The sequence below is a fragment of the Pseudomonas sp. RC2C2 genome, from assembly GCF_018390435.1.
Taxonomy (GTDB): Bacteria; Pseudomonadota; Gammaproteobacteria; order Pseudomonadales; family Pseudomonadaceae; genus Aquipseudomonas; species Aquipseudomonas donghuensis.
This window is the reverse complement of sequence record NZ_JAHBAX010000001.1, coordinates 1,742,147-1,767,502: the sequence shown is the minus strand read 5'-3', so window position 1 is coordinate 1,767,502 and position 25,356 is coordinate 1,742,147. Positions and strand designations below refer to the sequence as shown.

General features: G+C 62.3%; 23 protein-coding genes and 1 tRNA gene. 6 read left to right on the top strand and 18 right to left on the bottom strand.

The features are described from left to right. Positions 1-45 precede the first annotated feature (45 nt). The 12 genes from KHO53_RS08225 to panB all read right to left on the bottom strand — a co-directional run bounded on the left by KHO53_RS08225 (position 46) and on the right by panB (position 12,271). Entirely contained in the window at positions 46-1,884 is a 1,839-nt protein-coding gene (locus tag KHO53_RS08225; RefSeq protein WP_213570181.1) for a S9 family peptidase, read from the bottom strand. Further along, the gene (gene pqqE / locus KHO53_RS08220) at positions 1,850-3,010 is read right to left on the bottom strand and encodes a pyrroloquinoline quinone biosynthesis protein PqqE (protein WP_213570180.1); all 1,161 of its coding nucleotides are present in this window, start codon (positions 3,008-3,010) and stop codon (positions 1,850-1,852) included. Before pqqE ends, KHO53_RS08225 begins: the two co-directional genes overlap by 35 nt. Beyond that, positions 2,982-3,257, bottom strand: a complete 276-nt coding sequence (pqqD, locus tag KHO53_RS08215) for a pyrroloquinoline quinone biosynthesis peptide chaperone PqqD (RefSeq protein ID WP_036995043.1) — start codon at positions 3,255-3,257, stop codon at positions 2,982-2,984. The genes pqqE and pqqD overlap by 29 nt, the downstream gene beginning before the upstream one ends. Next, entirely contained in the window at positions 3,254-4,009 is a 756-nt protein-coding gene (pqqC, locus tag KHO53_RS08210) for a pyrroloquinoline-quinone synthase PqqC (protein ID WP_010221421.1), read from the bottom strand. Before pqqC ends, pqqD begins: the two co-directional genes overlap by 4 nt. Before the next feature lie 8 nt (positions 4,010-4,017). Beyond that, on the bottom strand, positions 4,018-4,929 hold the full coding sequence (gene pqqB / locus KHO53_RS08205) for a pyrroloquinoline quinone biosynthesis protein PqqB (RefSeq protein WP_036995044.1): 912 nt from the start codon (positions 4,927-4,929) through the stop codon (positions 4,018-4,020). 67 nt (positions 4,930-4,996) lie between these two features. Next, the gene (gene pqqA / locus KHO53_RS08200; RefSeq protein ID WP_008365141.1) at positions 4,997-5,068 is read right to left on the bottom strand and encodes a pyrroloquinoline quinone precursor peptide PqqA; all 72 of its coding nucleotides are present in this window, start codon (positions 5,066-5,068) and stop codon (positions 4,997-4,999) included. Between the two features lie 168 nt (positions 5,069-5,236). Further along, positions 5,237-7,576 (bottom strand): pyrroloquinoline quinone biosynthesis protein PqqF, encoded by a 2,340-nt coding sequence (gene pqqF / locus KHO53_RS08195; protein ID WP_213570179.1) that lies wholly within the window; start codon positions 7,574-7,576, stop codon positions 5,237-5,239. A 38-nt stretch (positions 7,577-7,614) separates the two neighbouring features. Beyond that, complete coding sequence (locus KHO53_RS08190) at positions 7,615-8,412, bottom strand: carbon-nitrogen hydrolase family protein (RefSeq protein ID WP_213570178.1); 798 nt, start codon at positions 8,410-8,412, stop codon at positions 7,615-7,617. Between the two features lie 13 nt (positions 8,413-8,425). Continuing rightward, complete coding sequence (locus KHO53_RS08185; RefSeq protein WP_213570177.1) at positions 8,426-10,108, bottom strand: flavin monoamine oxidase family protein; 1,683 nt, start codon at positions 10,106-10,108, stop codon at positions 8,426-8,428. 159 nt (positions 10,109-10,267) lie between these two features. Continuing rightward, positions 10,268-10,582 carry a helix-turn-helix domain-containing protein gene (locus tag KHO53_RS08180; RefSeq protein ID WP_010221427.1) on the bottom strand — a complete coding sequence of 105 codons (315 nt, stop codon included), beginning with the start codon at positions 10,580-10,582 and terminating at the stop codon, positions 10,268-10,270. A 316-nt stretch (positions 10,583-10,898) separates the two neighbouring features. Next, positions 10,899-11,360, bottom strand: a complete 462-nt coding sequence (locus KHO53_RS08170) for an Lrp/AsnC family transcriptional regulator (protein ID WP_213570176.1) — start codon at positions 11,358-11,360, stop codon at positions 10,899-10,901. Between the two features lie 92 nt (positions 11,361-11,452). Continuing rightward, the gene (gene panB / locus KHO53_RS08165) at positions 11,453-12,271 is read right to left on the bottom strand and encodes a 3-methyl-2-oxobutanoate hydroxymethyltransferase (protein ID WP_010221429.1); all 819 of its coding nucleotides are present in this window, start codon (positions 12,269-12,271) and stop codon (positions 11,453-11,455) included. 93 nt (positions 12,272-12,364) lie between these two features. On the opposite strand from panB, the gene KHO53_RS08160 reads away from it, so the two are divergent. The 3 genes from KHO53_RS08160 to KHO53_RS08150 all read left to right on the top strand — a co-directional run bounded on the left by KHO53_RS08160 (position 12,365) and on the right by KHO53_RS08150 (position 14,118). Continuing rightward, positions 12,365-13,147, top strand: a complete 783-nt coding sequence (locus KHO53_RS08160) for an AraC family transcriptional regulator (protein ID WP_502937691.1) — start codon at positions 12,365-12,367, stop codon at positions 13,145-13,147. Positions 13,148-13,240: 93 nt separating this feature from the next. Continuing rightward, positions 13,241-13,894 carry a glycosyltransferase family protein gene (locus KHO53_RS08155; RefSeq protein WP_036995047.1) on the top strand — a complete coding sequence of 218 codons (654 nt, stop codon included), beginning with the start codon at positions 13,241-13,243 and terminating at the stop codon, positions 13,892-13,894. A gap of 71 nt (positions 13,895-13,965) precedes the next feature. Then, the gene (locus KHO53_RS08150; RefSeq protein ID WP_158491188.1) at positions 13,966-14,118 is read left to right on the top strand and encodes a hypothetical protein; all 153 of its coding nucleotides are present in this window, start codon (positions 13,966-13,968) and stop codon (positions 14,116-14,118) included. Positions 14,119-14,171: 53 nt separating this feature from the next. Here the strand turns inward: KHO53_RS08150 and KHO53_RS08145 are convergent. The 5 genes from KHO53_RS08145 to rpsU all read right to left on the bottom strand — a co-directional run bounded on the left by KHO53_RS08145 (position 14,172) and on the right by rpsU (position 22,539). Beyond that, positions 14,172-14,248: transfer RNA gene (locus tag KHO53_RS08145), tRNA-Ile, on the bottom strand. 13 nt (positions 14,249-14,261) lie between these two features. After that, on the bottom strand, positions 14,262-18,005 hold the full coding sequence (locus tag KHO53_RS08140) for an EAL domain-containing protein (protein ID WP_213570174.1): 3,744 nt from the start codon (positions 18,003-18,005) through the stop codon (positions 14,262-14,264). Positions 18,006-18,133: 128 nt separating this feature from the next. After that, a complete protein-coding gene (gene rpoD / locus KHO53_RS08135; protein WP_010221432.1) occupies positions 18,134-19,981 on the bottom strand; it encodes an RNA polymerase sigma factor RpoD in 1,848 nt (615 codons plus the stop codon). Positions 19,982-20,048: 67 nt separating this feature from the next. Next, positions 20,049-22,019, bottom strand: a complete 1,971-nt coding sequence (dnaG, locus tag KHO53_RS08130) for a DNA primase (protein WP_010221433.1) — start codon at positions 22,017-22,019, stop codon at positions 20,049-20,051. A gap of 304 nt (positions 22,020-22,323) precedes the next feature. Further along, a complete protein-coding gene (gene rpsU, locus KHO53_RS08125; protein ID WP_002551877.1) occupies positions 22,324-22,539 on the bottom strand; it encodes a 30S ribosomal protein S21 in 216 nt (71 codons plus the stop codon). A gap of 201 nt (positions 22,540-22,740) precedes the next feature. Here rpsU and tsaD point away from each other — a divergent pair, with 201 nt between their 5' ends. Continuing rightward, positions 22,741-23,766: a tRNA (adenosine(37)-N6)-threonylcarbamoyltransferase complex transferase subunit TsaD gene (tsaD, locus tag KHO53_RS08120; RefSeq protein ID WP_010221434.1), complete on the top strand. Its 1,026-nt coding sequence runs from the start codon at positions 22,741-22,743 to the stop codon at positions 23,764-23,766. Between the two features lie 26 nt (positions 23,767-23,792). On the opposite strand, the gene plsY is transcribed toward tsaD, so the two are convergent. Then, the gene (plsY, locus tag KHO53_RS08115; protein ID WP_010221435.1) at positions 23,793-24,362 is read right to left on the bottom strand and encodes a glycerol-3-phosphate 1-O-acyltransferase PlsY; all 570 of its coding nucleotides are present in this window, start codon (positions 24,360-24,362) and stop codon (positions 23,793-23,795) included. Between the two features lie 74 nt (positions 24,363-24,436). Between plsY and folB the strand changes: the two genes are divergently transcribed. Both folB and folK read left to right on the top strand, forming a co-directional pair. After that, positions 24,437-24,790 carry a dihydroneopterin aldolase gene (gene folB, locus KHO53_RS08110; RefSeq protein WP_010221436.1) on the top strand — a complete coding sequence of 118 codons (354 nt, stop codon included), beginning with the start codon at positions 24,437-24,439 and terminating at the stop codon, positions 24,788-24,790. Next, positions 24,781-25,290 (top strand): 2-amino-4-hydroxy-6-hydroxymethyldihydropteridine diphosphokinase, encoded by a 510-nt coding sequence (gene folK / locus KHO53_RS08105; RefSeq protein WP_036995050.1) that lies wholly within the window; start codon positions 24,781-24,783, stop codon positions 25,288-25,290. The genes folB and folK overlap by 10 nt, the downstream gene beginning before the upstream one ends. Positions 25,291-25,356: the final 66 nt, after the last annotated feature.

Sequence of the window (25,356 nt, the reverse complement as noted above, 5' to 3'; positions counted from 1 at the left end):
CCGCCTACAGGTTCTGTGGGCGCGGGCTTGACCCGCGATAGCGATCTAACTGCCTTCCAGCACCCGCCGATAAAACTTCCACTCCTCCTCCAGCGCATGCGCCAGGTTGCTCGCCGTGCGAAAACCGTGGCGCTCCGACGGGTAGAAATGCCCTTCGGCGTGAATGCCGTTGGCTTGCAGGGCGTCCAGCATCGAGCGGGTCTGCTCCGGCACCACGACAACGTCCAGTTCGCCCTGGAAGAAGATCACCGGCACCTTGATGTTCGAGGCGTGCAGCAACGGCGTGCGTCGCTGATAGCGTTCTGCATCCGCCACGGGATCACCGATCAGCCAGTCCAGGTAATCACCTTCGAACTTGTGCGTGGCCCGGGCCAGGGCCTGCGGGTCACTGACGCCATACAGACTGGCACCGGCACGGAACACATTGTGGAACGCCAGGGCGCAGAGCGTGGTGTAGCCACCAGCGCTGCCGCCGCGGATAAACGCTCGCTGCGGGTCGATCAGTTGGCGCTCGGCCAGGTGGCTGACCACCGCGCAGGCATCTTCGACATCGATCTCTCCCCAGCGCAGGTGCAGGGCCTGGCGATAGTCACGGCCGTAGCCGCTGCTGCCGCGGTAATTGAGATCGGCCACGGCAAAGCCGCGCTGGGTCCAGTACTGGATGCGCGGGTCGAGCACCGGGAAGCAGGCGGAGGTCGGGCCGCCATGGATGAACACCAGCAGCGGCGGCTGCGCGTCACCGTTCATGGCCGGGTAGAAAAAGCCATGGGCGATGCCATCACCGCTGGGATAGCGCAGCGCCTGCGGGCGGCTGATGCGTTCGGCGGGCAGTGGCAAGGCTCCGCCCGCCAGTACCTGGGCCTTATGGTTGTGGCGATTGATGGCGATGACGGCGGGTGGACTGATGGCCGACGCGGCAATGGCATAGAGGTGCTGCTCGTCCAGGTCGAGGCAGCGAAAGCGGCTGTAGTCTGTGCTGTAGTCCTCTACCGAACCATCGAGATGACAGACGCCCAAGCGGCTGAAGCCGTTATCGAACCAGCTTGCCAGGTAGCGCTGCTCGTCCAGCGGCAGCCAGGTGCTGGCGCCCAGTTGCCAGGGCGCTCCGGCATGGTCGGCAGCGGCGGCTGGCAATGGGCTCCAGCCTGTTGCCGTCTCACCCCAGGGTTGCCAATAGCCGTTGCGATCGGACAGGCAATACAAACGACCGGCTGCGTCAAAGCGGGGTTGTTGCAGGGATTGCTGCGGGCCCTCTTCACCGGCGATGCAGCACGGCGTGCCCCACTGGCCCTCTGCCTGGCGTTGGCAGCAAAGCAGCCGGGTTGCTGTCCAGGGTTGTTCGGGGCGGCTCCATTCAATCCAGGCCAGGCGCGAGCCATCGGCGCTCAGGGTTGGTGAGGCGTAAAAGTCGGCGCCCTCGGCCAGCACTTCACGGCTGCCCTTGGCGATGGCGACCAGGCGATGTGCGACTGCCCCGGGGCCATGGCTTTCTTCCACGGCCAGCACCTGCCCGTTGGCCCAGCGCAGATCACCGTAGCGCCGCACGCCCTCGGACAACGGCTGCGGCAACCCGCCATTGAGGTCCTGGGTATACAGCTGCTGGTCGGCCTCGTTGACGAACACCAGGCCATCGTCGCTCAGGCAAAAGCTGCCGCCACCGTACTCATAGACCCGGCTGCGTACGCTGAAGCCATTGGGCGTCAGGCAACGGGCCAGGCCATCGCGCCAGTGCCAGATCCGGCAGGCGCCATCGCTGGGGCGAAATTCGTTCCAGAACAATCCTTGGGCAGTCACCCGCAGCTCGGCAAAATCGGTACCGGCGGCGACCGCCTGGGCGGCGCTGAAACGCTCAGCCGCGGACAATGACACGGGAGTTTCGCTCATTACGGAAGGTCAGCTCATCGATGGTCTGGTGGGCATGCTCGGCGTCTTCACGAGCCTTGAGGATGATGCCGTGCTCGGCCGACTTGGCGCAAACCGGGTCGGCATTGCTGGCGTCGCCGGTGAGCATGAACGCCTGGCAGCGGCAGCCACCGAAGTCCTTCTCTTTCTCGTCACAGGAGCGGCATGGCTCGGGCATCCAGTCATAACCGCGAAAGCGGTTGAAGCCGAACGAGTCGTACCAGATGTGCTGCATGCTGTGCTCACGCACATTGGGAAACTGCACTGGCAACTGCCGGGCGCCGTGGCAGGGCAGGGCGGTGCCGTCCGGGGTGACGGTGAGGAACACGCTGCCCCAGCCGTTCATGCAGGCCTTGGGGCGCTCTTCGTAGTAGTCCGGGGTGACGAAGATCAGCTTGCAGGGGTTGCCGGCGGCCTGCAGTTTGGCCCGGTATTCGTTGGTGATGCGCTCGGCGCGTTCGAGCTGGGTACGGGTTGGCAGCAGACCGACGCGGTTGAGGTGCGCCCAGCCATAGAACTGACAGGTAGCCAGTTCGACGAAGTCGGCTTCCAGGGCCACGCACAGCTCGATGATGCGATCGATCTTGTCGATATTGTGCCGATGGGTGACGAAGTTCAGCACCATCGGGTAGCCATGGGCTTTTACTGCCCGGGCCATGTCCAGCTTCTGCGCGAAGGCCTTCTTCGAGCCGGCCAGCAGGTTGTTGACCTGTTCGTCGCTGGCCTGGAAGCTGATCTGGATATGATCCAGCCCGGCCTCCTTGAAGGCGGCGATCTTCTGTTCGGTCAGGCCGATGCCGGAGGTGATCAGGTTGGTGTAATAGCCCAGGCGCCGGCCTTCGCCGATCAGTTCGGCAAGGTCCTGGCGCACCAGCGGCTCACCACCGGAAAACCCCAATTGCGCCGCGCCCATCTCCCGCGCCTCGGCCATGACCCTGAACCACTGCTCGGTGCTCAGTTCCTGACCCTGGGCGGCGAAGTCCAGGGGGTTGGAGCAGTACGGGCACTGTAGCGGGCAACGGTAGGTCAGCTCGGCGAGCAGCCACAGCGGCAGGCCGACTTCGGGCGTTGCCGGCAGGTTATTTGAGCTCGATCCAGTGTTCGGCACGGGCCACCTCCATGAACTGCTCGATGTCGTCACCGAGCTCGGGTACACCGGGGAACTGCTTGTCCAGCTCGGCGATGATCGTGGCCACATCGCGCTGGCCGTCGATCAGCCCGCCGATCAGCGCGGCGCTCTCGTTGAGCTTGATCATCCCTTCCGGATACAGCAGCACATGAGCCTTTTGTGCCGGTTCGTACTGGAAGCGATAACCCGGGCGCCAGGCCGGGACGTGCGTGCGATCGAAACTCATAAGGCGATTCCTTTGTGCCAGACCCTTTCGCGGGTGACACTGTGGTACGGCGGGCGGTTCAGTTCGTAGGCCATGCTCATGGCATCGAGCATGCTCCAGAGAATGTCCAGTTTGAACTGCAGGATCTCCAGCATGCGCTGCTGACCCTCAACGGTAGTGTAGTGCTGCAGGGTGATCGCCAGCCCATGCTCGACGTCACGCCGGGCCTGGCCCAAGCGGGTGCGGAAGTACTCGTAGCCGGCCGGGTCGATCCACGGATAGTGTTGTGGCCAGCTGTCCAGGCGCGACTGGTGGATCTGTGGGGCGAACAGTTCGGTCAGCGAGCTGCTGGCCGCTTCCTGCCAGCTGGCGCGGCGGGCGAAGTTGACGTAGGCATCCACGGCGAAACGCACACCGGGCAGCACCAGTTCCTGGGAGCGCAGTTGCTCCGGGTCGAGGCCGACAGCCTGGCCCAGGCGTAGCCAGGCTTCGATGCCGCCGTCTTCACCGGGAGCGCCGTCATGGTCGAGCAGGCGCTGAATCCATTCGCGGCGAATTTCGCGGTCCGGGCAATTGGCCAGGATCGCGGCATCCTTCAGCGGAATATTGACCTGGTAGTAGAAGCGGTTGGCGACCCAGCCCTGGATCTGCTCGCGGCTCGCACGGCCTTCATACATCGCTACATGGTAGGGATGATGGATGTGGTAATAGGCGCCCTTGGCGCGCAGAGCCTGTTCGAATTCGGCGGGGGACAGCGGTTTGGCGTCACTCATGTCGGCTCCTAGAGGGTGATGCTCATGCCGTCGAAGGCCACTTCGACGCCGCGCCGGGCACATTCGGCGCGTTCGGCCGAGTCCTCGTCGAGAATCGGGTTGGTGTTGTTGATGTGGATAAGCACCTTGCGCTGGCGCGGGAAGCTTTCCAGTACCTCGAGCATACCGCCTGGGCCGTTCTGCGCCAGGTGGCCCATCTCGCGGCCAGTGCGGGTGCCGACACCGCGGCGCTGCATTTCATCATCCTCCCACAGGGTGCCGTCGACCAGCAGGCAGTCGGCCTCGCTCATCATCTGCAGCAGCTTGGCGTCGACCTGGCCCAGGCCCGGGGCGTAGAACAGCTTGCCGCCGCTGCGCAGGTCCTCGACCATCAGCCCGAGGTTGTCGCCCGGGTGTGGGTCGAAGCGGTGCGGCGAATAGGGCGGTGCGGCGCTGCGCAGCGGGAAGGGGGTGAAGCGCAGGTTCGGGCAGGCGTCGATGACGAAGCTGCCTTCAAGCTCGATGCGGTTCCATTGCAGGCCGCCGTTCCAGTGGCTGAGCATGGTGAACAGCGGGAAGCCGGTGCTCAGGTCCTGATGGACCATGTCGGTGCACCAGACCTGGTGCGGGCAACCTTCGCGCAGGCTGAGCAGACCGGTGGTGTGGTCGATCTGGCTGTCGAGCAGGACGATGGCGTTGATGCCGGTGTCACGCAGGGCGCGGGCCGGTTGCATGGGGGCAAAACTTTGCAGCTGCGCGCGAATATCCGGCGAGGCGTTGCACAGTACCCAGTGAACGCCATCGTCAGACAGGGCAATCGATGACTGGGTACGCGCCGTGGCGCGCAAGCTGCCGTCGCGAAAGCCTTTGCAGTTTGCGCAGTTGCAGTTCCACTGCGGAAACCCGCCACCGGCGGCGGAACCTAGAATCTGGATGTACATGGCCACTCCTGCCGCGTGCTGAAATAAAAACGCCCCGGCGGACCGAGGCGTTGTACCGCAAGCAGGCTCAGCGGCTTGCGAAATACATGGTCACTTCAAAGCCGATACGCAGGTCAGTGTAAGCAGGTTTGGTCCACATGGGATTACTCCTTCCGGATAGGTCTGGGGTTTGCCAGCTACTTATTTAGTCCACCCTCCAGATGAGGGGTTCCCATAGCCGAGATTGCGCTATCTTACTAAAAAAATACGAACTGAATGGTTAAATCTAAGATAAACGTCGTTACAGGGACGGTAAGAATCGCCAGCGTCAGTGCCAGTTTCCAGTGGGCGCCGGACCATTGGCCAGGCACAGCCAGCCTTGTTCGGCCTGGCTCGTCTGGCGGGCCAGGCGCTGCAGTTGCGGCATCTCGACTGCCAGGATCGCCGCTTGCAGATCGCTCAACAACGGCTGCTGCTGGCCTGCCAGATGTGCCTGCCAGGCCCATTCGGCAACGTCATTGTTGGCCATGGCCTGTTCGTCGAACTGCGCGGCCAGTGCCTGTTTATCCGCAGTGCTGCAGCTCAGCGTGGCAGGCAGGGCATCGAGCACTGCCTGGATATGCCCGATGATCTCGGCATGGCTGGCCGACGGCGACTGCACGCCGAGCAGCAGGCCATTGCAGCCTTCAATCTGACGGAAGGCGCTGAACACCGCGTAGCCCAAATTCAGCTCGACTCGCAGCCGTTGATAGAACGGCCCTTGCAACTGCTGGGCAAAGAGTCGGGCAGCGGCTTGGTGTTCGATCGGGACCGGGCAAAACAGCAAAAGCGCGTGTTCGCTGGCCGGCGGCGGCAGCGTTTGCCAGCGGCGTAAAGCCTCTATTCGGGGGGGAAGCTGCTTGCCTGCGCGCCCAGGCACCTTCCCCAGAGCCTGATTCAGTGCCTGTTGTTCGGTAAAGCCGAAACCGCTCGAGAGCCCCTGCCAGGTTGAATACTCCCACAGTGCATCAAGATTGCTCTGGCTGATGGTGCAGGCCGGTAACGGCTCGTCCACGCGGCCCAGCACGTGCTCCGGTAACTGCCTGAGCAGGGCCCGGATAGGCATCGAATCGGGTTGCTCGGCGGCGGCGGGTGTCCAGCTTTGGCTCGCTGGCAGCCGCAGGATTGCCAGCGCATGGTCGATAACCGTGGGCACCACGGCGCCGTTACCGGTGCAGCGCAACTGCCAGTAGGTGTCGCAGGCACTCCAGTGCAGGTGTACGCCAGCCTGGGCTGCCTGTTCGCGCAGTGGTTGCAGGGCCCGATCGAGCACCTGCCAGAGGCGCTCACGTAAGGCTGAGGTCAGTTGCCAGCGCAGGTAGACAACGCCGTGCTGGCGTATGGGTGGGAGCAGAGGAGACAGGGTCAGGCCGTCGGGCGCTGCGGTGGCAGGAACGCTTACAGGCGTTATCTTCAGCAGCGGATTGGCAGCGGGCAGTCGCCAGGGTTCTAGCGGTGTTTGCGCCTGGCCATCGAGCAGGGTGTCGAGCAACCGTTCGAGCGCTGCAAACCCTTGCTCATCCAGTGCCTTGAAGTGTTGCCCGGTGCTATCGCGGCGAGCCAGCTCCAAGGCGCTGGCGGTCTGTTCGCGACAGTGCTGCAATCGGCCGTATTCCTGGTTGATGTCGCTCAGGTCGGCGCTGCGCAAAAACGCCAGCCAGTCGCTCAGCAGGGCCAGGACCTGATCGACGCTGGCTGCATCGTTGAGCTTCAGGCCTGCATGCAGCAGGGCCTGGCCGGCAAAGCTGTAGAGCGATGAAAACTCGAAATGCTCCAGCCAACCCCGTTCATGCAACGTCGCCGATAACCCGCCAGGCCGGGTGTCGCTCAACCAGGTTGCGAGAAAGTCGATGGCCTGCTCAACGCCTGGGTGAAGGTTGTCGCACGGGTACAACACATCCAGTTGCCGCTTGTCACCCATCAGCAGCGGCGCCTGGCCGTTGAAGCTCGGTGGTAGCGCCTGTTGCACTGTCGTCCCGGCGCTGAACACATGCGCGAATCGACGCGCCAGCGCCTCCAGCTGTGCAAGGCTCTGCGGCCCGCTCAGGCTCAGGGTGAACTGCCCGGCCTGATAGAAGCGCTGATGAAAATCTCGCAGGGCCGCCTGGAACGCCGGGCTTTGGACCTGCAGGCTGTAACGATTGCCCGCCTGAAAAGCGCTCAAGGGATGTTCGCGGCCGGCCGCCTGAAGCAAGGCAAACTGCCGCTGCATTTGTGCGTTGCGCGACCAGGCAATGAACTCGGCATGGATCACTTCGCGTTCGCGCAGTTGCCGCTCAAGCCCGAACTGCGGGTGCGCGAGCATGTCGCAAAGGCGCTCCAGGCCACCGGCAAACGCGGCCTGAGGCACTTCAAAGAAGAACTCGGTAGTGCGCTCACGGGTGCTGGCATTGACCTGCCCGCCGTGGTGCTGCACGTAGCGCATCAGGCCGTCTTCCAGCGTGAAGCGTTGAGTGCCGAGAAAAAACAGATGCTCGAGAAAGTGCGCCAACCCCGGCCACGCTCGTGGCGCGTCATGGCTGCCGGCCTGGACCCGCACCGCCGCCGCACAACGCTTGAGCTGCGGGGCATGGCGCAGGCTGACCTGCAGGCCGTTGTCGAGGGTCAGTTGCTGAAGGGCGCAGGGCATGGCGGCTCCGGAGACAGGCGAACCGTCATGCTAGCGGATTATCGGCGCGGCGTGCTGTAGAGCTCGGGGCGCAGGTCATGCAGGTAAGGGGTGTTGGCCCGCCCCTGGTGTACCCGCTGCAGTTCCAGGTCGGCGCTCAGCAGCGCCGTGTCACGACCGGCCATGGCCAGGATGCTGCCATCCGGGCCGACGATACTGCTTTGCCCGCAGTAGTGGATCTCGTCTTCGCTGCCGCAGTAGTTGGCGTACACCAGGTAGCACTGGTTCTCGTAGGCACGGGCGCGCACGGTAACCTGGGCGATGAAGTCGAAGGGCACCATGTTCGCCGTCGGTATCAGGATCAGCTCGGCACCGGCCATGGCCAGGCGTCGGGCGGTTTCCGGGAACTCGATGTCATAGCAGATCAGAATCCCCAGACGCCAACCGTTGAGCTCGACCACCGGGAAGTGATCAGGGCCCGGGCTGAACATCGCCCGGTCGAGGCCGCCGAACAGGTGGGTCTTGCGGTAGTTGCACAGGCTGCTGCCGTGGGCGTCGATCAGTTGCACGCTATTGAAGACCTGACCGTCGTCCGCCAGCTCCGGGTAGCCATAGGCGATGGCGATGCGATTGCTCTGGGCGATCTCCACCACGGCCATGGCCGAGGGGCCGTCTTCGGCTTCGGCCAGGCGCGCCACGGCTTCGCTACCGATGTTGTAGCCCGTCAGGAACATCTCCGGGCACACCAACAGCTCGGCGCCGCGTGCAGCGGCCAGTTGCGCCTGCTGGTGCAGGCGCTCGAGGTTGCCGGGCAGGTCCAGCGGTTGCGGTTCGCCTTGGAACAGGGCGATGCGCATGGCGATTCTCCCGTCAGTCGGCCAGGGCGATAGGTCCGATCTCATTGAACACATCGCCCGGGCCTGGGTTGTCCGGGTGGGTATGCCCACCGAAGTGGGTCATGATACCCCAGACCGCATTGAGTGAAGTCTGCACCGCGCCTTCGACCCAGGCCGGGGTCCACGACACATCGTCACCGGCAATGAAGATGCCGCGCTGTTCGGCCGGCATGTCCTGCTGCATGAAGTGCGCGTACATACGCTGATTGTAGCGGTAGTGGCCGGGCAGGGCGCCCTTGAAGGCACCGAGGAAGTGCGGATCGGCCTCCCACGAGACGGTGATCGGGTCGCCGATGATATGCCCGGCGATATCGACTTTCGGGTAGATCTTCTTCAGCGCATCGAGGGCCAGCTTGACGCGTTTTTCCACCGGGTGCGGGAGCATCTTCAGTGCATCGCTCATCCACGAGTAGGACAGGCAGATCACCCCTGGCTTGTCGTCGCCGTTGTCGAACAGGTAGGTGCCGCGGGTCAGGCGGTCGGTCAGGGTCATGCTCATCAGGTCGCGACCGGTTTGCGGGTCCTTGTCCTTCCAGAATGGCCGGTCGACCATGACGAAGGTCTTCGACGACTGCATGTAACGGGTGCGGTCCAGGGCCATCCACATTTTCTGCGAGAACAGCGATTCTTCGCATTCGATCTGGGTGGTCAGCAGCCAGCTCTGGCAGGTGGTCAGCACGGCGGCGTAGTGGCGGGTGTCGCCCCAGTTATCGGTCACTGCCAGGCGCCCATCGCTGTCGCGGGCAATGCTTTTCACCCCGGGGCGTGGCGCGCCGCGATGCAGCGAGCTCAGGCTGGTGCCGGCCGGCCAGTGCGCGCAGCGCTCCGGCACATGGCGCCAGATGCCCAGCGGCACCTGTTCGACGCCGCCGACGACCAGATGCTGGTGATCGTCGCAGTTGGTCATCACCACACGGAAGATTTCCAGCATCGAGTTGGGGAAGTCCGAGTCCCAGCCGCCGGTGCCGAAACCGACCTGGCCGAATACTTCGCGGTGCAGGAAGCTGAGCTTGGCGAACGCCTTGGAGGTGGCGACGAAATCGTAGAAGGTGCGGTCGTCCCACAGCGGTACCAGGGTATTCCACAGTTCTTTCAGGCGTGGCACATCGCGATCGCGGATGGCCTGCTGGATATCGCCGAAGCGGGCGCCGTCTTCCAGGGCATCGGCCCAGGCGTCAGCCACTTCCTGAAACAGCTTGGGCAGGTCGGAGAGTTTTTCCGCGTAGTGGGTCTGGCCTTCCAGGTCGATTACCGTGCTGCCCGAAGCGGGGGTCAGCGGGTTGGGGAAGGGTTTGGTTTCAAGCCCCAACTTGTCGACGTAGTGATAGAACGCGGTGGACGACACCGGGAAACGCATGCCGCCGAGCTCGGCGATGATCCCGTCGGTGCCTTCGAAGGTTTGCGAACGCAGGCGCCCGCCCATTTTCGAGGCTTCGTACACCACCGGCTTGAGGCCCAGCTTCATCAGCTCGTAGGCTGCCACCAGGCCGGCAATACCGGCACCGACAATGGCCACTTCTTCGCCGTGGCGTTCAGCCGGAATGCTGCCCAGGCCGGCCGGGTGCTCGATCCAGTCGTCAAAGGCGAATGGGAAATCCGGGCCGAAAATAGTGATGGGTTTCTTGCCGTCGGCGGGGTGGCGATTGTTCTTGTTCATAAGTGACCTTGCCAGGCGCTGCGCGGGGTGCGGAGCTTGAGTATAGAAAAACACTGGTGGTCATTTTAGGGGGTGGGGGTTACGTTATTAAGATGCAGAGTGTCGTCGTTATGATTTAATTCAGGTCATTATGACGCTTATTTAAGGCAAATCGACGAGTCAGGCCAAAGCGGCCAGGTGCTCGACGGTTTCGGGGAATTTTTCTACCAGGCGGATCAGTGTCACAGCCTGGGCGTTGGGGCGCGCCCTGCCTTGCTCCCAGTTTTCCAGGGTACGGGCATTGGTGCGCAGATACATGGCGAATACCGCGCGAGACATGTTCAGGCGTTCACGAATAGCCACAAGCTCTTCGGCCGATACCGCCATCAGCTCGGCGAGTTGTACTTTGTGCGAGCGCAGGGTCAGCTTGCCCTGACGCGCCTGGGCAAGGGCATCGAAGCCTTCGCTCAGTTCGGAGAAAACATCGCGTTTCATTTTAAGTCCTCGCTTCGATTTCCAGATCGAGCATCTGTCTGAGCGACTGGCGTTGCGCAGGCCTCCTGTACCCTGGATGACTGAGCCAGCCTGGGGATTGAGCATCAGTACAAACTGCAAGGACCTGAAGGCCTCGTCATCCAGGTAGTCGTGGCGATAACGTGAAAAGGCCGGCAATTCGACGAAAAGTGCTTCCATGCTCTGTACGTTACCTGCGTATAGTTTTTGGTCGCTAGGCTTTACCGTCAAGCGGCAAGCCTGTAACCAGCCTATACGTGGGGCAACTGATCATCCGGGGGGATGATTGCCTGGTGTGTCAAACCGGCTGCCCGCGATCCACCTTGCTGCTGAGGATGATCGAGGTAGTGGTCTTTTCCACCCCATCAACGCTGCCGATCTGATCGAGCAACTGGTCGAGTTGCTCGGGCGAGTCGCTGCGCAGACAGGCGACGTAATCGAATTCGCCGCTGACCGCGCACAATTGCTGTACCTGGCCCATGGCGCTCAGGCGCCGCACCACGTCCTTGCCCGAGCGCGGTTGCACCTTGATGCCGACATAAGCCTGCAGGCCACCATCGATCAGGCGCTGGCCCAGGCGCACGCCATAGCCGCTGATGACCTTGGTCTTTTCCAGGCGGGCCAGGCGCGAGGTCACCGTGGTGCGCGCGATGCCCAGTTGCCGGGCGAGCGTGGCGACGCTTTCACGGGCGTTGATCTGCAGCAGCGAGATCAGCTGGCGATCGATTTCGTCGAGGGCGACGGGGCGGCTGTCGGACATGGGCACTCTCTGGCAAGAGCCGCATTTTGCGGCTCATGGAATAAGCGCGATAGCCTATCCATTGCCCTCACCCTTGGGCAAGGCGTCTGTGCTCAGCGCGCCTTGAAGCAGTGTTCGGCCTGGGGAAAGCTGCCGTCGCGCACTTCCCGGGCATAGGCGGCCAGGGCTTGGGCAATCTGTGGCTGCAGGTCGGCGAAACGCTTGACGAAGCGTGGCTGGTATTCACCGAACAGCCCCAGCAAATCCTCGGTGACCAGCACCTGACCATCGCAGGCTGGCGACGCGCCGATACCGATGGTGGGGATCGCCAACTCCTCGCTCAGACGCCGGGCCAGAGGTTCGGCGATGCCTTCCAGTACGACCGAGAAAGCGCCTGCGCCCTGCATGGCCAGGGCATCCTGACGCACCTTGGCGGCGCTCTGATCATCCCGGCCCTGGGCCTTGAAACCGCCGAGGCTGTTGACTTGTTGCGGCATCAGACCGACATGGGCCATTACCGGAATACCGCGGCGGGTGAGAAACGCTACGGTCTCGGCCAACTCTTCACCGCCTTCAAGCTTGACGCCCTGGGCGCCGGTTTCGCGCAGCAGTCGGGCGGCACTGAGGAACGCCTGTTCAGGCGAAGCCTGATAGCTGCCAAACGGCAGATCGATAACCACACAGGCGCGCTGGGCCCCACGCATCACCGCCTGGCCATGGGCAATCATCATCTCCAGGGTGACCCCCAGGGTGCTGGGCATGCCATACAGCACCATACCAAGCGAGTCGCCGACAATGATCACATCGGCTTCGGCATCCACCCAGCGTGCCATCGGCATGCTGTACGCCGTTAGCACCACCAGATTGCCAGCCCCCTTGCGCTGCTGAATGGCGGGCACGCTCAAACGGTTTTCACGTACATGGCTGCTCATCGGTCTCTCCTTGGGTTGTTCAACGAAGCCGGGCGCAGGCTAACATCGGTCCTTGTCGGCTCACTTGAGCAAAGGAGACAGACGATGCCGTCAATGAGACAAGCTAGCGAAGTGCCGCCGCTGCCGGACTTTCAGCAACTGCCGGGCCCGGTGTACCGGCGCATGTTTGCTATTCCGGCGGGCCATCGGGTGCAGATGCACAGTCATCCCTGGGTGCAGTTCACCTATGCCAGTGCCGGCATCATGCAGGTACTGACCGAACACCACAGTTACCTGTTGCCGCCGCAATGTGCGTTATGGATACCGGCTGGCGTCGAGCACACCGCCTATAGCGACCAGGCCATCGAGTTTCGCGGGCTGTACCTGGACGACTCGCTGCTCAATGGTTACCAGCGCCCCTGTGGCGTGCTGCAGGTCACGCCGCTGGTGCGCGAGCTGATCGCCAAGGCCAGCCGCTTTGCACCGGAATATCCCGCACGAGGGGCCCAGGCGCGGCTGCTGCAGGTGTTGGTCGATGAGTTGCGCGAGCTGCCCGAGGCGCCATTTGGCCTGCCACTGCCCAGCGACCCGCGCTTGCGGCGGATCACCGAAGCCTTGCAGGCCACCCCTGCGGATAACCGCAGCATTGAGGACTGGGCGCAGCAGGTAGGGGCTTCACGGCGTACCCTGGTGCGATTGTTCCAGGCGCAGACGCAGTTGTCGTTCAGGGAATGGCGACAGCGCCTGCGCCTGCTTGCGGCGTTGCCGCTGCTGGCCCAGGGCATGAGTGTCACGGCGCTGGCCAACGAGTTGGGCTACGACTCGGTGTCGGCGTTTATTGCCTTGTTTCAGCAGCACTATGGTGTGACGCCAGGACAAATGCGCCGGCGTCAGTAATGGCTTGGTAGTGGCAGTGGTTGCACAGTAAAATCGTGCGTTTTTACGGCTTGGTCGATATCCGGCGCTGGCTGATGCTGGAAGGGTTGCAAGATGAGCAAGATCCACTTCGACGTTGATGCTGTTTATTGCATTTCGATCAAAGAGCGAAACGACCGGCGCGAGTTGTTCAGGCAGACCGTTGGCAGCCTGATCCAGAATCAGGTGATCTTCCACGTTGTCGAGCGTAGCGATGATCCGGTCAGGGGCTGTTATGAGTCCCATCAGGCCTTGGCACGCCAGGCATTGGCTGAAGGTTTGCAGCGCGTGCTGATCTTCGAGGATGACGTCCAGGCCTATGCGTTAAAGGCGGCGCCTATCCGTTGGGTCAATCGCTTTATTCGCACGCGCAGTTTTGAAGTGCTGCACCTGGGGTACAGCATGGGCAGGACCTGGCTGACCTGGTTTCCCTACATCGCTCGCGGTCGCGTGGTGGCCCTGCATGCGTACATCCTGTCGCCTGCGGGCTGCCGGATCCTGGCTGAAACACCTTACGACGGTACGCCGGTGGATGTGCTGTTCAAGCAGCGCATCAAACAGCACTGCGTGTTCCCGATGTTGTTCCGTCAGCATGCGGCGTCAGCGACGGGCAGCGATATCGAAGCGCTGGTCAAGAACGAGGATGAGTTCTGGCAACGCAACTGGGACAAGCATCGCATTTCGCCGCTGAAGAACTTCTGGCGCACCCTGCTTCGGGTGCGTTTCTGAGAGAACCAACTAGAGTGGTGACAGTACCAGCGGCACGGATGCCGCTGCATGTTCATTGCTCAGGGTTCGAGATGATTCGTAATAAGACCTTTGGCGCGCTGCAGTTATTGAAGCGCGTTCTTTTCACTGTTTTGGCCTTGCTCAGCTTCTTTGTCATACCACTGGTGTGGGTGCCGTTGATCGTCGGTGACAAGTTGCTGGGGAAGTTCAGGCAGCGCAGGTGAAACCGGTTTCTATCGCAGGCACAAAAAAACCGCGCAATGCGCGGTTTTTTGTTTGGTGGGCCCAGCAGGACTCGAACCTGCGACCAAGGGATTATGAGTCCCCTGCTCTAACCAACTGAGCTATAGGCCCCAGTGGACGCGGATTATAACGAGGGTTTCCAGGCTGTGCTATCCGAAAGATCCGAAAGTGCTATGCAAAGGAATGTCGCGGCAAATTCCCCGGCTGGCAGCGGCAGGCTGACGATGTAGCCCTGGATCTGCTCGCACCCTTCGGCTGCCAGGAACTGCTGCTGGGCCTGGCTTTCCACCCCTTCGGCAATTATGGTCAGTTGCATACTGCGCCCCAGGGCAATGATCGCGCGGGCGATGGCGGCGTCGTGGGGATCGTCCGGCAGGCCGCGGATGAACGACTGGTCGATCTTGAGGATATCCAGCGGCAGGCGTTTGAGGTAGCTCAGTGACGAGTAGCCGGTGCCGAAGTCATCGATCGCCAGTTGCACGCCCAACTGCTTGAGCTGGTGGAGGATGGCCAGGGCTTCTTCGGCCTGGCTCATGATGAAGTTCTCGGTGATCTCCAGTTGCAGGTCGCCAGCCTTGAGCTGGTGGGTCTTGAGCAACTGTTCGATGCGCTTGACCAGGCTTGGCTGGCGCAGTTGGGCGCCGGCCAGGTTGACCGATAGCGGGCCGAACGCCAGGTAGTCGTGCTTCCATGCCTGCATTTGCTGGCAGGCCTGTTCCAGCACCCAGTCACCCAGTTGCAGGATCATGCCGTTTTCTTCGGCCAGTGGGATGAAATGTTCCGGTGGAACGTCGCCGAAGCTTGGATGGGTCCAGCGGATCAGTGCTTCGGCGCCTACCAGGCTCTGGGTTTTCAGGCTGAACTTGGGCTGGTAGCACAGGCTCAGCTCATTGCGCTCGATAGCCCGGCGCAGCTCGTGCTCCAGGGCGATGCGTTCGCTGGCCTGGGCGGTGAGGTCGCGGGTGTAGGACTCGACCCGGTTGCGGCCTTTGGCCTTGGAGCGGTACATGGCGGCGTCGGCGTTGCGGATCAGTGAGGCGACGTCGGTGCCGTCCTGTGGATACAGGCTGGTGCCGATGCTGGCGCTGGTGAAGAACTCGTGCTCGCCGGCCTGGAACGGCGCCCCGAAGCAGGCCAGCAGCTTGTGCGCGATGTGCCCGGCATCACTGGGCTGGTGCAGGCCGGGCAGGAGGATGATGAACTCGTCGCCACCCAGGCGCGCCACGGTGTCGATATCGCGCACCTGATCCTTGAGTCGCTGGGCGATGGCTTTGAGTAGCAGATCACCCACCGGATGGCCGAGGCTGTCATTGATGTGCTTGAAACGATCGAGGTCGAGAAACAGCACTGCGCCTTGGCGCTGCGAGGCTTGGGCGCAGTTGAGTGCAGCCTGCAGACGGCTTTCGAACAGAGTGCGGTTGGGCAAGCCGGTGAGCGGATCGTGATGGGCCTGGTAATCGAGCTTGGCTTGCGCGTGCTTGAGGCTGGAGATGTCGGCGAACACCGCGACAAAGTGGGTGATGCCGCGTTCGCTGCTGCGCACCGCGCTGATGGTCAGCCAGCTGGGGTAGACCTCGCCGTTCTTGCGCCGGTTATGGATTTCGCCTTGCCAATGGCCCTCGGCAGTCAACTGGTGCCACATGGCCACGTAGAAGGCACTGTCGTGCTGACCGGAGGCCAGCAGGCGCGGGGTCTGGCCCAGGGCTTCGAACTCGCTGTAGCCGGTGATTTCGCTGAAGGCGCGGTTGACGGCGCTGATGCGTTGGTCGGTATCGGTGATCAGTACCCCTTCGGCGGTGTTCTCGAACACCGTGGCGGCCAGTTGCAGTTTTTCCTGCATCAGGTGGCGCTCGGTGATGTCGCGGGCGATGGTCAGCATGCAGTCAACGCCGGCGATCGGTAATGGCCTGGCGGATAGCTCGCACAGGCGGATTTGACCGTCGCTGCGGCGGATATGACAGCTGAAATCACGTACGAAACCATCGCGCTGGAGCATGTCCAACAGGCGGCGGCGCTCGTTGAGGTCGACCCAGATACCCAGGTCCAGCGACGTGTGGTCCAGCGACATATGGGTGTCGTAGCCGGTCAGTCGGCAGAAGCCTTCGTTCACCTCGATCAGCAGGCCGTCGCTCTGGCGTGACAGCAGCAGGCCGTCAGGAGAGGCGTGGAAGGCTTTGGCGAACTTCTCTTCGGAGGTTTGCAGCTGTTCCTGGGTTTCCTTTAGCTGACTGATGTCCCTAACCGCCACGACCAGTGCCGGCGTGCTGTCGAGCTGGAAGGTTTCGGCGGAGGTCAAGCCGGTGAACACCTGGCCGTTGCTGCGCCGGAAGAGCATTTCCAGGTTGCGGATGCTGCCTGCCTGCAAGCGTTTGAGCAGGTCGGGGCCGATGCCGTCGATGCCCCAGATGTTCAGTTCGGTCGCGGTGCGGCCCAGCACCTGCGCCGGGCTCAGGCCAATCTGCTCTTCGAAGGCTTCGTTGACCTCCAGCAGGCAGCCGTCGCTCATGCGGGCGATAACCAGGATGTCCGGACATTGCTGGAACACCGAGGCGAACTTTTGTTCGGACAGGCGCAGGGCTTCTTCGGCGTTCTTGGTTTCGCTGATGTCGATCATCAACCCGCGCATCACCGGCTTGTGCCCGTGTTCGATCAGGCTGACGATATCGCGCACCCACAGGCTGCGGCCGTCGGCGCGGATCACCCGGTAGTCCAGGCTGTGATCGCGCCCGGCAGCGGTTTCGCTGTCGCAGAAGGCCTGGGCCCAAAGTGCGTCGTCAGGGTGAATGATGCTGCGCCAGAAGCCCGGACGCAGCCATTGGCTCAAGGGGTAGCCGAGCAGGCCTTCGGCATGGGGCGAAACGTAGCTGTAGGTGAAGTCGTTGGCGTCGGCTTCCCAGGCAATGGCTGACAGGCTCTCGATCAGGCCGCGGTAGTGGTACTCGCTGCTGCGCAGTTCCTGTTCCAGGGCAATGCGCCGGGAAATCTCCGAACTCAGGCGCCGGTTGACGCGGATCACGGCCGCCAGGACCGCGATCAACAGCAGCAAGGCAGGCAGGCCGTAGATCAGCAGGTCGTACCAGAGCGTGCGGTGATCGAGCACCTTGCCGACCCAGCGCTCCTGGATGTTGCTGATTTCGTTGGGGCTCATGTCGGCCATGACTTTGTCGAGGATGCTGACCAGGATTTTCTGCTCCCGCGGCACGGCCATGGCCAGCTGATAGCGGTAGGGCGTTTCGCCGCTGACGTACAGGCCTTCGAGCTTGAGCTGGCGCAGGCTCCAGATGCTCGAGGCGAGGTCGCCAACCACTGCATCCACCTCGTCGGTGGCCAGGGCCTGCAGCGCCGAGCTGACATTGGGCAGGGCTACCAGGTTGAGGTCCGGGTGATGGGTACGCAGCAGTTCATGGGGCGCGTAGTTCTCCACCACGGCGATTTTCAGGCCGTACAGGTCCTTGATGGTGCGCGGTTGCGGGCCGCCGTCATGGGCGAGGATGACGATCGGGAAATCCAGGTAGGGGCGGGTGAAGGCCAGATAGCTCTGGCGCTCCGGTGTCGACATGATGCCTGGCAACAGGTCGAGGTTGTTCTTGCGTGCCTGCTCGAGTACAGCGGTCCAACTGATCGGTTCGATCGGCTTGAACTGCACATTCAGGCGATCCTGGATCAGGGCAATGTAGTCGGCGGCCAATCCCTGGTAGCGACCATCCTGGTCCCGGTATTCGAATGGTGGCCAGGATGCATCGACGCCCAGGCGCAGCTGCGGATGCGCGCTGAGCCAGGCTTGTTCTTCGTCAGTCAGGGTCAGGGCGCCGGCCGTTGCACTCCAGACAAGCAGGAGGGCCAACAGAAGGGCCGGCATTCGGGGCATAACGGCCTCGTCACACAGGTGGATTGATTCGAGTGTAGACGGGCATTCAAGTGGCGGGGTAGTGGGCAAAGGCTTAAAAGCACCGTTCGCCGGAAAAGAAAAACCCCGGCCTGGGCCGGGGTTTGTCGTCACTCGTCGAGGAAGGAGCGCAGATGCTCGCTTCGCGTCGGGTGGCGCAGCTTGCGCAGCGCCTTGGCTTCAATTTGACGGATCCGCTCACGGGTCACATCGAACTGTTTACCGACTTCTTCGAGAGTGTGATCGGTGTTCATATCGATACCGAAACGCATGCGCAGCACCTTGGCTTCGCGTGCGGTCAGACCGGAGAGCACGTCACGGGTCGCTTCCTTGAGGCTTTCGACCGTGGCCACATCGATTGGCGACTGCATGGTGGAGTCTTCGATGAAGTCCCCCAGATGCGAATCTTCGTCGTCACCGATCGGGGTTTCCATGGAGATCGGCTCTTTGGCGATCTTCAATACCTTGCGGATCTTGTCCTCTGGCATTTCCATGCGCTCACCCAGCTCTTCCGGGGTCGGTTCGCGACCCATTTCCTGCAACATCTGCCGGGAAATACGGTTGAGCTTGTTGATCGTCTCGATCATGTGCACCGGAATACGGATGGTGCGGGCCTGGTCGGCGATCGAACGGGTGATCGCCTGGCGGATCCACCAGGTGGCATAGGTCGAGAACTTGTAACCACGACGGTATTCGAACTTGTCCACCGCCTTCATCAGGCCGATGTTGCCTTCCTGGATCAGGTCGAGGAACTGCAGACCGCGGTTGGTGTACTTCTTGGCGATCGAGATAACCAGACGCAGGTTGGCCTCGACCATTTCTTTCTTGGCACGACGAGCCTTGGCTTCACCGATCGACATGCGACGGTTGATGTCCTTGATCTCGGCGATGGTCAGGCCGGTTTCGCTTTCGAGGTCGATCAGCTTCTGCTGGCAGGCCACGATGGCGTCGCTCTTCTCACCCAGGGCGGTTGCCCATTTGGTGCTGCGCTTGGCCAGGTCGCTGGCCCAGGTCTGGTCGATTTCGTTGCTCGGGAACAGGCGCAGGAAATCGGCACGTGGCATGCGCGCGTCACGGACGCACAGTTGCATGATGGCGCGCTCTTGCTGACGCAGACGGTCCAGGGCACTACGAACGCGCTCAACCAGGGCTTCGAACTGCTTGGGCACCAGCTTGATCGGCATGAACAGCTCAGCCAGATCGAGCATCGCCTTGAGGCTGTCCTTGTGGCTGCGGCCGTTCTTCTTCAGAACCTTGAGGGTGGCGTTCAGTTGATCCTGAACGGCACCGAAGCGCTGACGAGCGACTTCCGGGTCGGGACCGCTTTCGGTCTCTTCCTCTTCCTCGTCACCTTCCTTCTCTTCGTCTTCGTCGTCAGCTTCGGCCTTGGCCGGTGCTTTCGGGTCGATCGGCGGCGGTACTTCGGCCGGCGGCGCAATGCCGTCGTCCGGGTCGATGTAGCCGCTGAGAACGTCGGACAGGCGGCCACCTTCGGTGGTGACGCGATCGTACTCGGAGAGGATGTGCTCGACAGTACCCGGGAAGTGGGCGATAGCACCCATGACTTCGCGAATACCTTCTTCGATCCGCTTGGCGATTTCGATTTCGCCTTCGCGGGTCAGAAGCTCGACGGTACCCATTTCACGCATGTACATGCGCACCGGGTCAGTCGTGCGACCAATATCGGTTTCCACAGCCGCCAACGCTGCGGCGGCTTCTTCAGCTGCGGCTTCGTCGGTGTCGGCTTCGGCCAACAAAAGGGCATCCGCATCCGGAGCACTCTCGAATACGTTGATCCCCATGTCGTTGATCATGCGGATGATGTCTTCCACCTGCTCCGGATCTGAAATATCCTCTGGCAGGTGGTCGTTGACCTCCGCGTAAGTCAGGTAGCCCTGCTCACGACCGCGGGTGATCAACTCTTTGATGCGAGACTGCTGTTGCGCTTTTCCGGACATAACACCCTATCCACTGAAGGTCTTGGCGGGCAAAAAACAAGCCGAGGATTATACCCGAGCTAGGACCTCACGCGCCAGTTGAGGTCGGGGTTTGTGCGGGAACATTACGGCTTAACAGGTCACGCAGCTGATTTTTTTCCTCTGCGCTCAAGTCACTTTGACGTGCTTTCCTGAGCAGATGTTCCAGGCTGCGCTCGCGTTGGCGAGCGGACAAGCTAGTTATAGTGTCGAAAAACTGTTGTTCAAGGTTGTCGGCATCGATCAGCCATTCCTTTTCTGCCAAGGCCCTGAGCAAGCGGCCTTGTTCGGTGCCGTGCCAGCGGGCGATCAGCTGTAGTGAGCGTAGCTCAGGATTCTTTTGCAACGCCTCCAGCAGGGCCACCAGCAACTGGGCGTAGACGTGTTCCTCGGCCGCCAGCTGGCTGGCGTCCTCGACCTTTTTCGCCAGTTGCGGGTGGTGCAGGAGGGTGCGCAAGGCGCTCAAGGTCGGCGGTTCTACCGAGGTCGGCACCCGTGGCGGGGCATCCTGGCGCTGGCCGTTGCGCTCCCAGGGCTTGCCCTTCTTGTCCCAGGGCTTGCCTTCCCATTTTTTCTTGCCGCCCTTGTTCGGTGCCCACTGCTGTTGCGGTGGTGTGTACTCGGGCTGGTGAAAATCGCCGTAGTCCGGCGTGTAGTCGGGAATGGCATCGTAATCGATGCCCGGGTCATAGCTGGGCGGTGCTTCGACCGGCGCGGAGTGCGCCAGTTGTTCGACCTGCTGGTTGTCCAGCCCGGTGATTTCCTTGAGGCGATTGCGCATCAGTGCGCGCAGGTTGGCCCCGGGCACTTTTTCGATCAACGGTGCAGCGAGGGTGGCCATGTGCGCCTTGCCCTCGAGCGAGCGTGGGTCGGCTTCTTCGGTCAGTTGCTGGAAAAAGTAATCGGCCAGCGGTTGAGCATGCTGGTTGATTCGGGCGCGGAAAGCGTCGGTGCCTTCGGCGCGTACCAGGGTGTCCGGGTCTTCGCCTTCGGGCAAAAACAGAAAGCGCGCCTTGCGCCCGTCCTGCAGGCTCGAAAGTGTTGCTTCCAGGGCGCGCCAGGCGGCGTTGCGGCCAGCCTGGTCGCCGTCGAAACAGAACAGCACGCTGGGCACGACGCGAAACAGGCGCTTGAGGTGCTCTTCGCTGGTGGCCGTGCCCAGGGTCGCCACCGCGTTGCGCAGGCCTTGTTGCGCAAGGGCGATGACGTCCATGTAGCCTTCGACCACGATGATTTCATCGAGGTTGCGGTTGAATTTACGTGCCTCGTACAGCCCGTACAGCTCCTGGCCCTTGTGGAACACCGGGGTTTCCGGGGAGTTGAGGTACTTGGGCTTGTCGTCGCCCAGCACCCGGCCGCCGAAGGCGATGACCCGGCCACGGCTGTCGCGGATCGGAAACATCACTCGGTCGCGGAAGCGGTCGTAGCGTTTGCCGGACTCGGCGTTCTCGATCAGCAGGCCGGCGTCGATCATGGCTTTTTGTTGCAGGGTATCGCTGCTCAGGTGCTTGAACAGGTTGTCCCAGCCAGGCGGGGCGAAACCGAGGCCAAAGTCGCGGGCGATCTCGCCGGACAGGCCGCGGCCCTTGAGATAGTCGACCGCCGATTTACGCGTCGGGTGGCTACGCAGTGCCTGGCGATAGAACTCGGCGGCCGCTTCAAGCAGCGGGTACAGCGGTGAATCGACCGGTTGCCGGGGCTTGTGGCCGCGCCCGCTGTCTTCGCGGGGCACCTCCATGCCGGCGGCCTTGGCCAGTTCCTCGACAGCCTGGGGGAAATCCAGGTTGTCGTGGTCCATGATGAAGCCAAGGGCGTTGCCGCCCGCGCCACAGCCAAAGCAGTAATAGAACTGTTTGTCGGGGCTGACGCTGAACGACGGGGTCTTTTCCTTGTGGAACGGGCAGCAGGCCGTGAGGTTCTTGCCAGCTTTTTTCAGCTGCACGCGCGAACTCACCACATCGACGATGTCGGTACGGTTAAGCAGGTCGTCGATAAAACTCTGGGGAATCAGCCCGGCCATGGCACTCTCATCATCAGGCGATAAGCAAGTGTAATCGCTAATGCGGCGGGAACGGCTGCGCGTTCGAGCGATGTCGAATGGCGTAACACAAAATACGGAAAGACGTGCTCGTCTGCAGCCGGTGAGGGCTCGTCAGGAAGGACGTGCACAGCTGGCGTTGCGGCCAGTTCTGACGATTCAGGCAGGTTGTCCATGTTGCAGGGCAACAGGACGCCTTGGGCCCGAAGGCCAAAGGATCAAGCAACAACTGCCGGCAGCCCGGCTTTGGGCCGGGCGAGGCAGAAGCTTGCGACGGACGTCTGTATTAGTACAGACGAACGGCGCGGCGCTGTTCGCGCTGAACTTTCTTGGCGTGACGTTTAACAGCGGCTGCTGCTTTGCGCTTACGCTCAGAAGTCGGCTTCTCGTAAAATTCGCGGCTACGAACTTCAGCCAGAACACCGGCTTTTTCGCAGGAGCGCTTGAAACGACGCAGAGCTACGTCGAAGGGTTCATTCTCTTTAACTTTGACGGCTGGCATCCAGAGCTACCTTCATTCATTACCGGGGTCAACGAACTCGTGGCAAAAATGTGCGCTGGAGAACGTCGGTTTTTAAGGGTTGCGGATGTTAACCCTTAGCCGACCGGAATGCAAAGCCTCTGATCGAAAACCGCTGGTCGGCGTCGGGAGCGGGGACTATCATGCGCGCCTTCGAATTCAGCCTCAACAAGGCACGGACCCATGCTAGTACTGGGATTGGAAACATCCTGCGACGAAACCGGCGTCGCATTATACGACAGTGAACGCGGCCTTTTGGCCGATGCATTGTTCAGTCAGATCGACCTGCACCGCGTGTATGGCGGCGTTGTGCCGGAGCTGGCCTCGCGTGATCACGTCAAGCGTATGCTGCCGTTGATCCGCCAGGTGCTGGCCGAAGCCGACTGCGTCGCCACCGAGATCGACGCCATCGCCTATACCGCAGGCCCCGGCCTGGTCGGTGCTCTGCTGGTGGGCGCCTCCTGTGCCCAGGCCCTGGCGTTTGCCTGGGGTATTCCAGCGCTGGGCGTGCACCACATGGAAGGCCACCTGCTGGCGCCGATGCTCGAAGAGCAGCCGCCGGAATTCCCGTTCGTCGCTTTGCTGGTATCGGGCGGGCATACCCAGTTGGTACGGGTCGATGGTATCGGGCGCTACGAGCTGCTCGGCGAGACCCTCGACGACGCCGCTGGCGAAGCCTTCGACAAGACCGCCAAGCTGATCGGCCTGCCTTACCCGGGTGGCCCGGAGATCGCCCGGCTGGCGACCCAGGGCGTGCCCGGGCGCTTTGTCTTCCCGCGGCCGATGACCGATCGTCCGGGGCTGGACTTCAGCTTCAGCGGTTTGAAAACCTTCGCCCTCAACACCTGGCAGCAGTGCCAGAGTGCTGGAGACGACGGAGAACAAACTCGATGCGACGTATCGCTGGCCTTCCAGCAGGCGGTGGTGGAGACTTTGACCATCAAGTGCAAGCGTGCCCTCAAGCAGACCGGCCTCAAGCGCCTGGTGATCGCTGGCGGCGTCAGCGCCAACAAGGCCTTGCGCGCCTCGCTGGAGGACATGCTGGCCGGTCTCAAGGGCAATGTGTACTACGCCCGTCCGCAATTTTGCACTGACAACGGCGCTATGATTGCCTACGCCGGCTGTCAGCGTCTGGCTGCCGGCCAGCAGGAAAGCCTGGCAATCAGCGTGCAGGCGCGTTGGCCGATGGAGCAACTGGCGCCGCTGTGAAACTGAGCGTTGCTCATGCAGTGGATTCAGAAATGCCGTTCGCGTCCGGCGAAAAGGTCGCGTAGATTGCCGCGGTGACGCCAGACGATCAGCACCGTCAGCACGCTGATCGGCAGCAGCGCTTCCGGCTCGCGCCAGGCCAACAGCGGCAGGGTCAGAGGCGTTGCGACCAGTGCCGCGAGCGAGCTGGTGCGGGTCAGGTAGAAGGTCAGCAGCCAGGCGCTGATGGCCAGCAAGGCGGCTGGCGGGTAGAGCCCCAGCAGCATGCCGGCGGCGGTGGCGACACCTTTGCCGCCGCGAAAGCGAAAGTACACCGGGAACAGATGGCCAATCACCGCGCACACGCCGATCCAGGCCTGTTGCTGCAGGTCGAGGCCAGCAAGATTGGCGATCAGCACCGGCAGCAAGCCCTTGCACAGGTCGCCAAGCAGGGTCAGGACCGCCAGTTTGCGGCCGGCCAGGCGCAGCATGTTGGTTGCACCGGCATTGCCTGAACCGCTCATGCGCGGGTCCGGGCTGCCATTGAGGCGGCTGAGGACAATGGCAAAGGACAGAGAGCCGAGCAGGTAGGCGCACAGCGCCAGTAACCAAAACATGCTAACCATTCCGGGCGAGGACGCCCTGATTCTAACGGCGCAACGCGCCCTTGTCGTGCTGTGGAGAGAAGTGCTTGGACAGAGTGTTCATCGAAGGGCTGGAAGTCGATACCGTTATCGGTGCCTACGACTGGGAGCGCGGAATCCGCCAGTGCCTGCGCCTGGACCTGAGTTTTGCCTGGGACAATCGCCCGGCCGCGGCCGGTGACGACCTGACCCTGGCCCTGGACTACGCCAGTGTCTCGGCGCGCATCCAGGCGTTTGCCGAACAGTCCGAATTCCAGTTGGTGGAAACCTTCGCCGAGCGCCTGGCGGCGGTGTTGATGAGCGAATTCCAGATTCCCTGGTTGCACCTGAAGCTGACCAAGCCGGGTGCAGTACCTGCTGCCAGTGGGGTGGGTGTGGAGATCGAGCGCGGATGTCTCTGAACAGGGTTTACCTCGGGCTGGGCAGCAATATCGAGCGTGAGCGGCATTTGACCGCCGGGCTCGATGCCCTGGCCGACGTGCTGAGCGACATGCACTGTTCGGCGGTGTTCGAGAGCCAGGCCGTGGGCATCAAGAGCGGGCCGTTCTTCAACCTGGTGGTCACCGGCCTGACCACGCTGCCGCTGATGGAGCTGGACCGCCGGCTCAAGTTCATCGAGGCCGACAATGGCCGCTATGCCCCTGAGCGCAAGGGCCTGCCGCTGGATATCGATGTGCTGATGTACAACGATCTGCATGGCAGTTTCGATGGCTTGGTATTGCCGCGGGCGGAGATTCTCAAGAACGCATTTGTGCTATGGCCGCTGGCGTTGATCGCGCCTGAGCTGATGCACCCGGGCGCCGGTAAAACCATGGGGCAGCTGTGGTCCGAGGCGCAGATCAAGCAAGTGCTGGCGCCGGTGCCGTTCGACTGGCGTGGGCAACAACTAACCAGGATTTGACCCCATCGCTGGCAAGCCAGCTCCCACAAGGTCCGGCGTAGGCAGGCCCTGTGGGGGCTGGCTTGC

Coding starts and splice junctions, on each gene's coding strand:
- KHO53_RS08155 (WP_036995047.1), top strand. CDS start 13,241: ATGAGCAAGATCCACTTCGACGTTGATGCTGTTTATTGCATTTCGATC.
- KHO53_RS08170 (WP_213570176.1), bottom strand. CDS start 11,360: ATGTCCGACAGCCGCCCCGTCGCCCTCGACGAAATCGATCGCCAGCTG.
- rpoD (WP_010221432.1), bottom strand. CDS start 19,981: ATGTCCGGAAAAGCGCAACAGCAGTCTCGCATCAAAGAGTTGATCACC.
- tsaD (WP_010221434.1), top strand. CDS start 22,741: ATGCTAGTACTGGGATTGGAAACATCCTGCGACGAAACCGGCGTCGCA.
- plsY (WP_010221435.1), bottom strand. CDS start 24,362: ATGTTTTGGTTACTGGCGCTGTGCGCCTACCTGCTCGGCTCTCTGTCC.
- pqqD (WP_036995043.1), bottom strand. CDS start 3,257: ATGAGTTTCGATCGCACGCACGTCCCGGCCTGGCGCCCGGGTTATCGC.
- pqqB (WP_036995044.1), bottom strand. CDS start 4,929: ATGTACATCCAGATTCTAGGTTCCGCCGCCGGTGGCGGGTTTCCGCAG.
- dnaG (WP_010221433.1), bottom strand. CDS start 22,019: ATGGCCGGGCTGATTCCCCAGAGTTTTATCGACGACCTGCTTAACCGT.
- pqqC (WP_010221421.1), bottom strand. CDS start 4,009: ATGAGTGACGCCAAACCGCTGTCCCCCGCCGAATTCGAACAGGCTCTG.
- pqqF (WP_213570179.1), bottom strand. CDS start 7,576: ATGCCCTGCGCCCTTCAGCAACTGACCCTCGACAACGGCCTGCAGGTC.
- panB (WP_010221429.1), bottom strand. CDS start 12,271: ATGAGCAGCCATGTACGTGAAAACCGTTTGAGCGTGCCCGCCATTCAG.
- KHO53_RS08225 (WP_213570181.1), bottom strand. CDS start 1,884: ATGAGCGAAACTCCCGTGTCATTGTCCGCGGCTGAGCGTTTCAGCGCC.
- KHO53_RS08190 (WP_213570178.1), bottom strand. CDS start 8,412: ATGCGCATCGCCCTGTTCCAAGGCGAACCGCAACCGCTGGACCTGCCC.
- KHO53_RS08160 (WP_502937691.1), top strand. CDS start 12,365: ATGAGACAAGCTAGCGAAGTGCCGCCGCTGCCGGACTTTCAGCAACTG.
- KHO53_RS08180 (WP_010221427.1), bottom strand. CDS start 10,582: ATGAAACGCGATGTTTTCTCCGAACTGAGCGAAGGCTTCGATGCCCTT.
- folK (WP_036995050.1), top strand. CDS start 24,781: ATGTCTCTGAACAGGGTTTACCTCGGGCTGGGCAGCAATATCGAGCGT.
- rpsU (WP_002551877.1), bottom strand. CDS start 22,539: ATGCCAGCCGTCAAAGTTAAAGAGAATGAACCCTTCGACGTAGCTCTG.
- KHO53_RS08185 (WP_213570177.1), bottom strand. CDS start 10,108: ATGAACAAGAACAATCGCCACCCCGCCGACGGCAAGAAACCCATCACT.
- KHO53_RS08140 (WP_213570174.1), bottom strand. CDS start 18,005: ATGCCCCGAATGCCGGCCCTTCTGTTGGCCCTCCTGCTTGTCTGGAGT.
- KHO53_RS08150 (WP_158491188.1), top strand. CDS start 13,966: ATGATTCGTAATAAGACCTTTGGCGCGCTGCAGTTATTGAAGCGCGTT.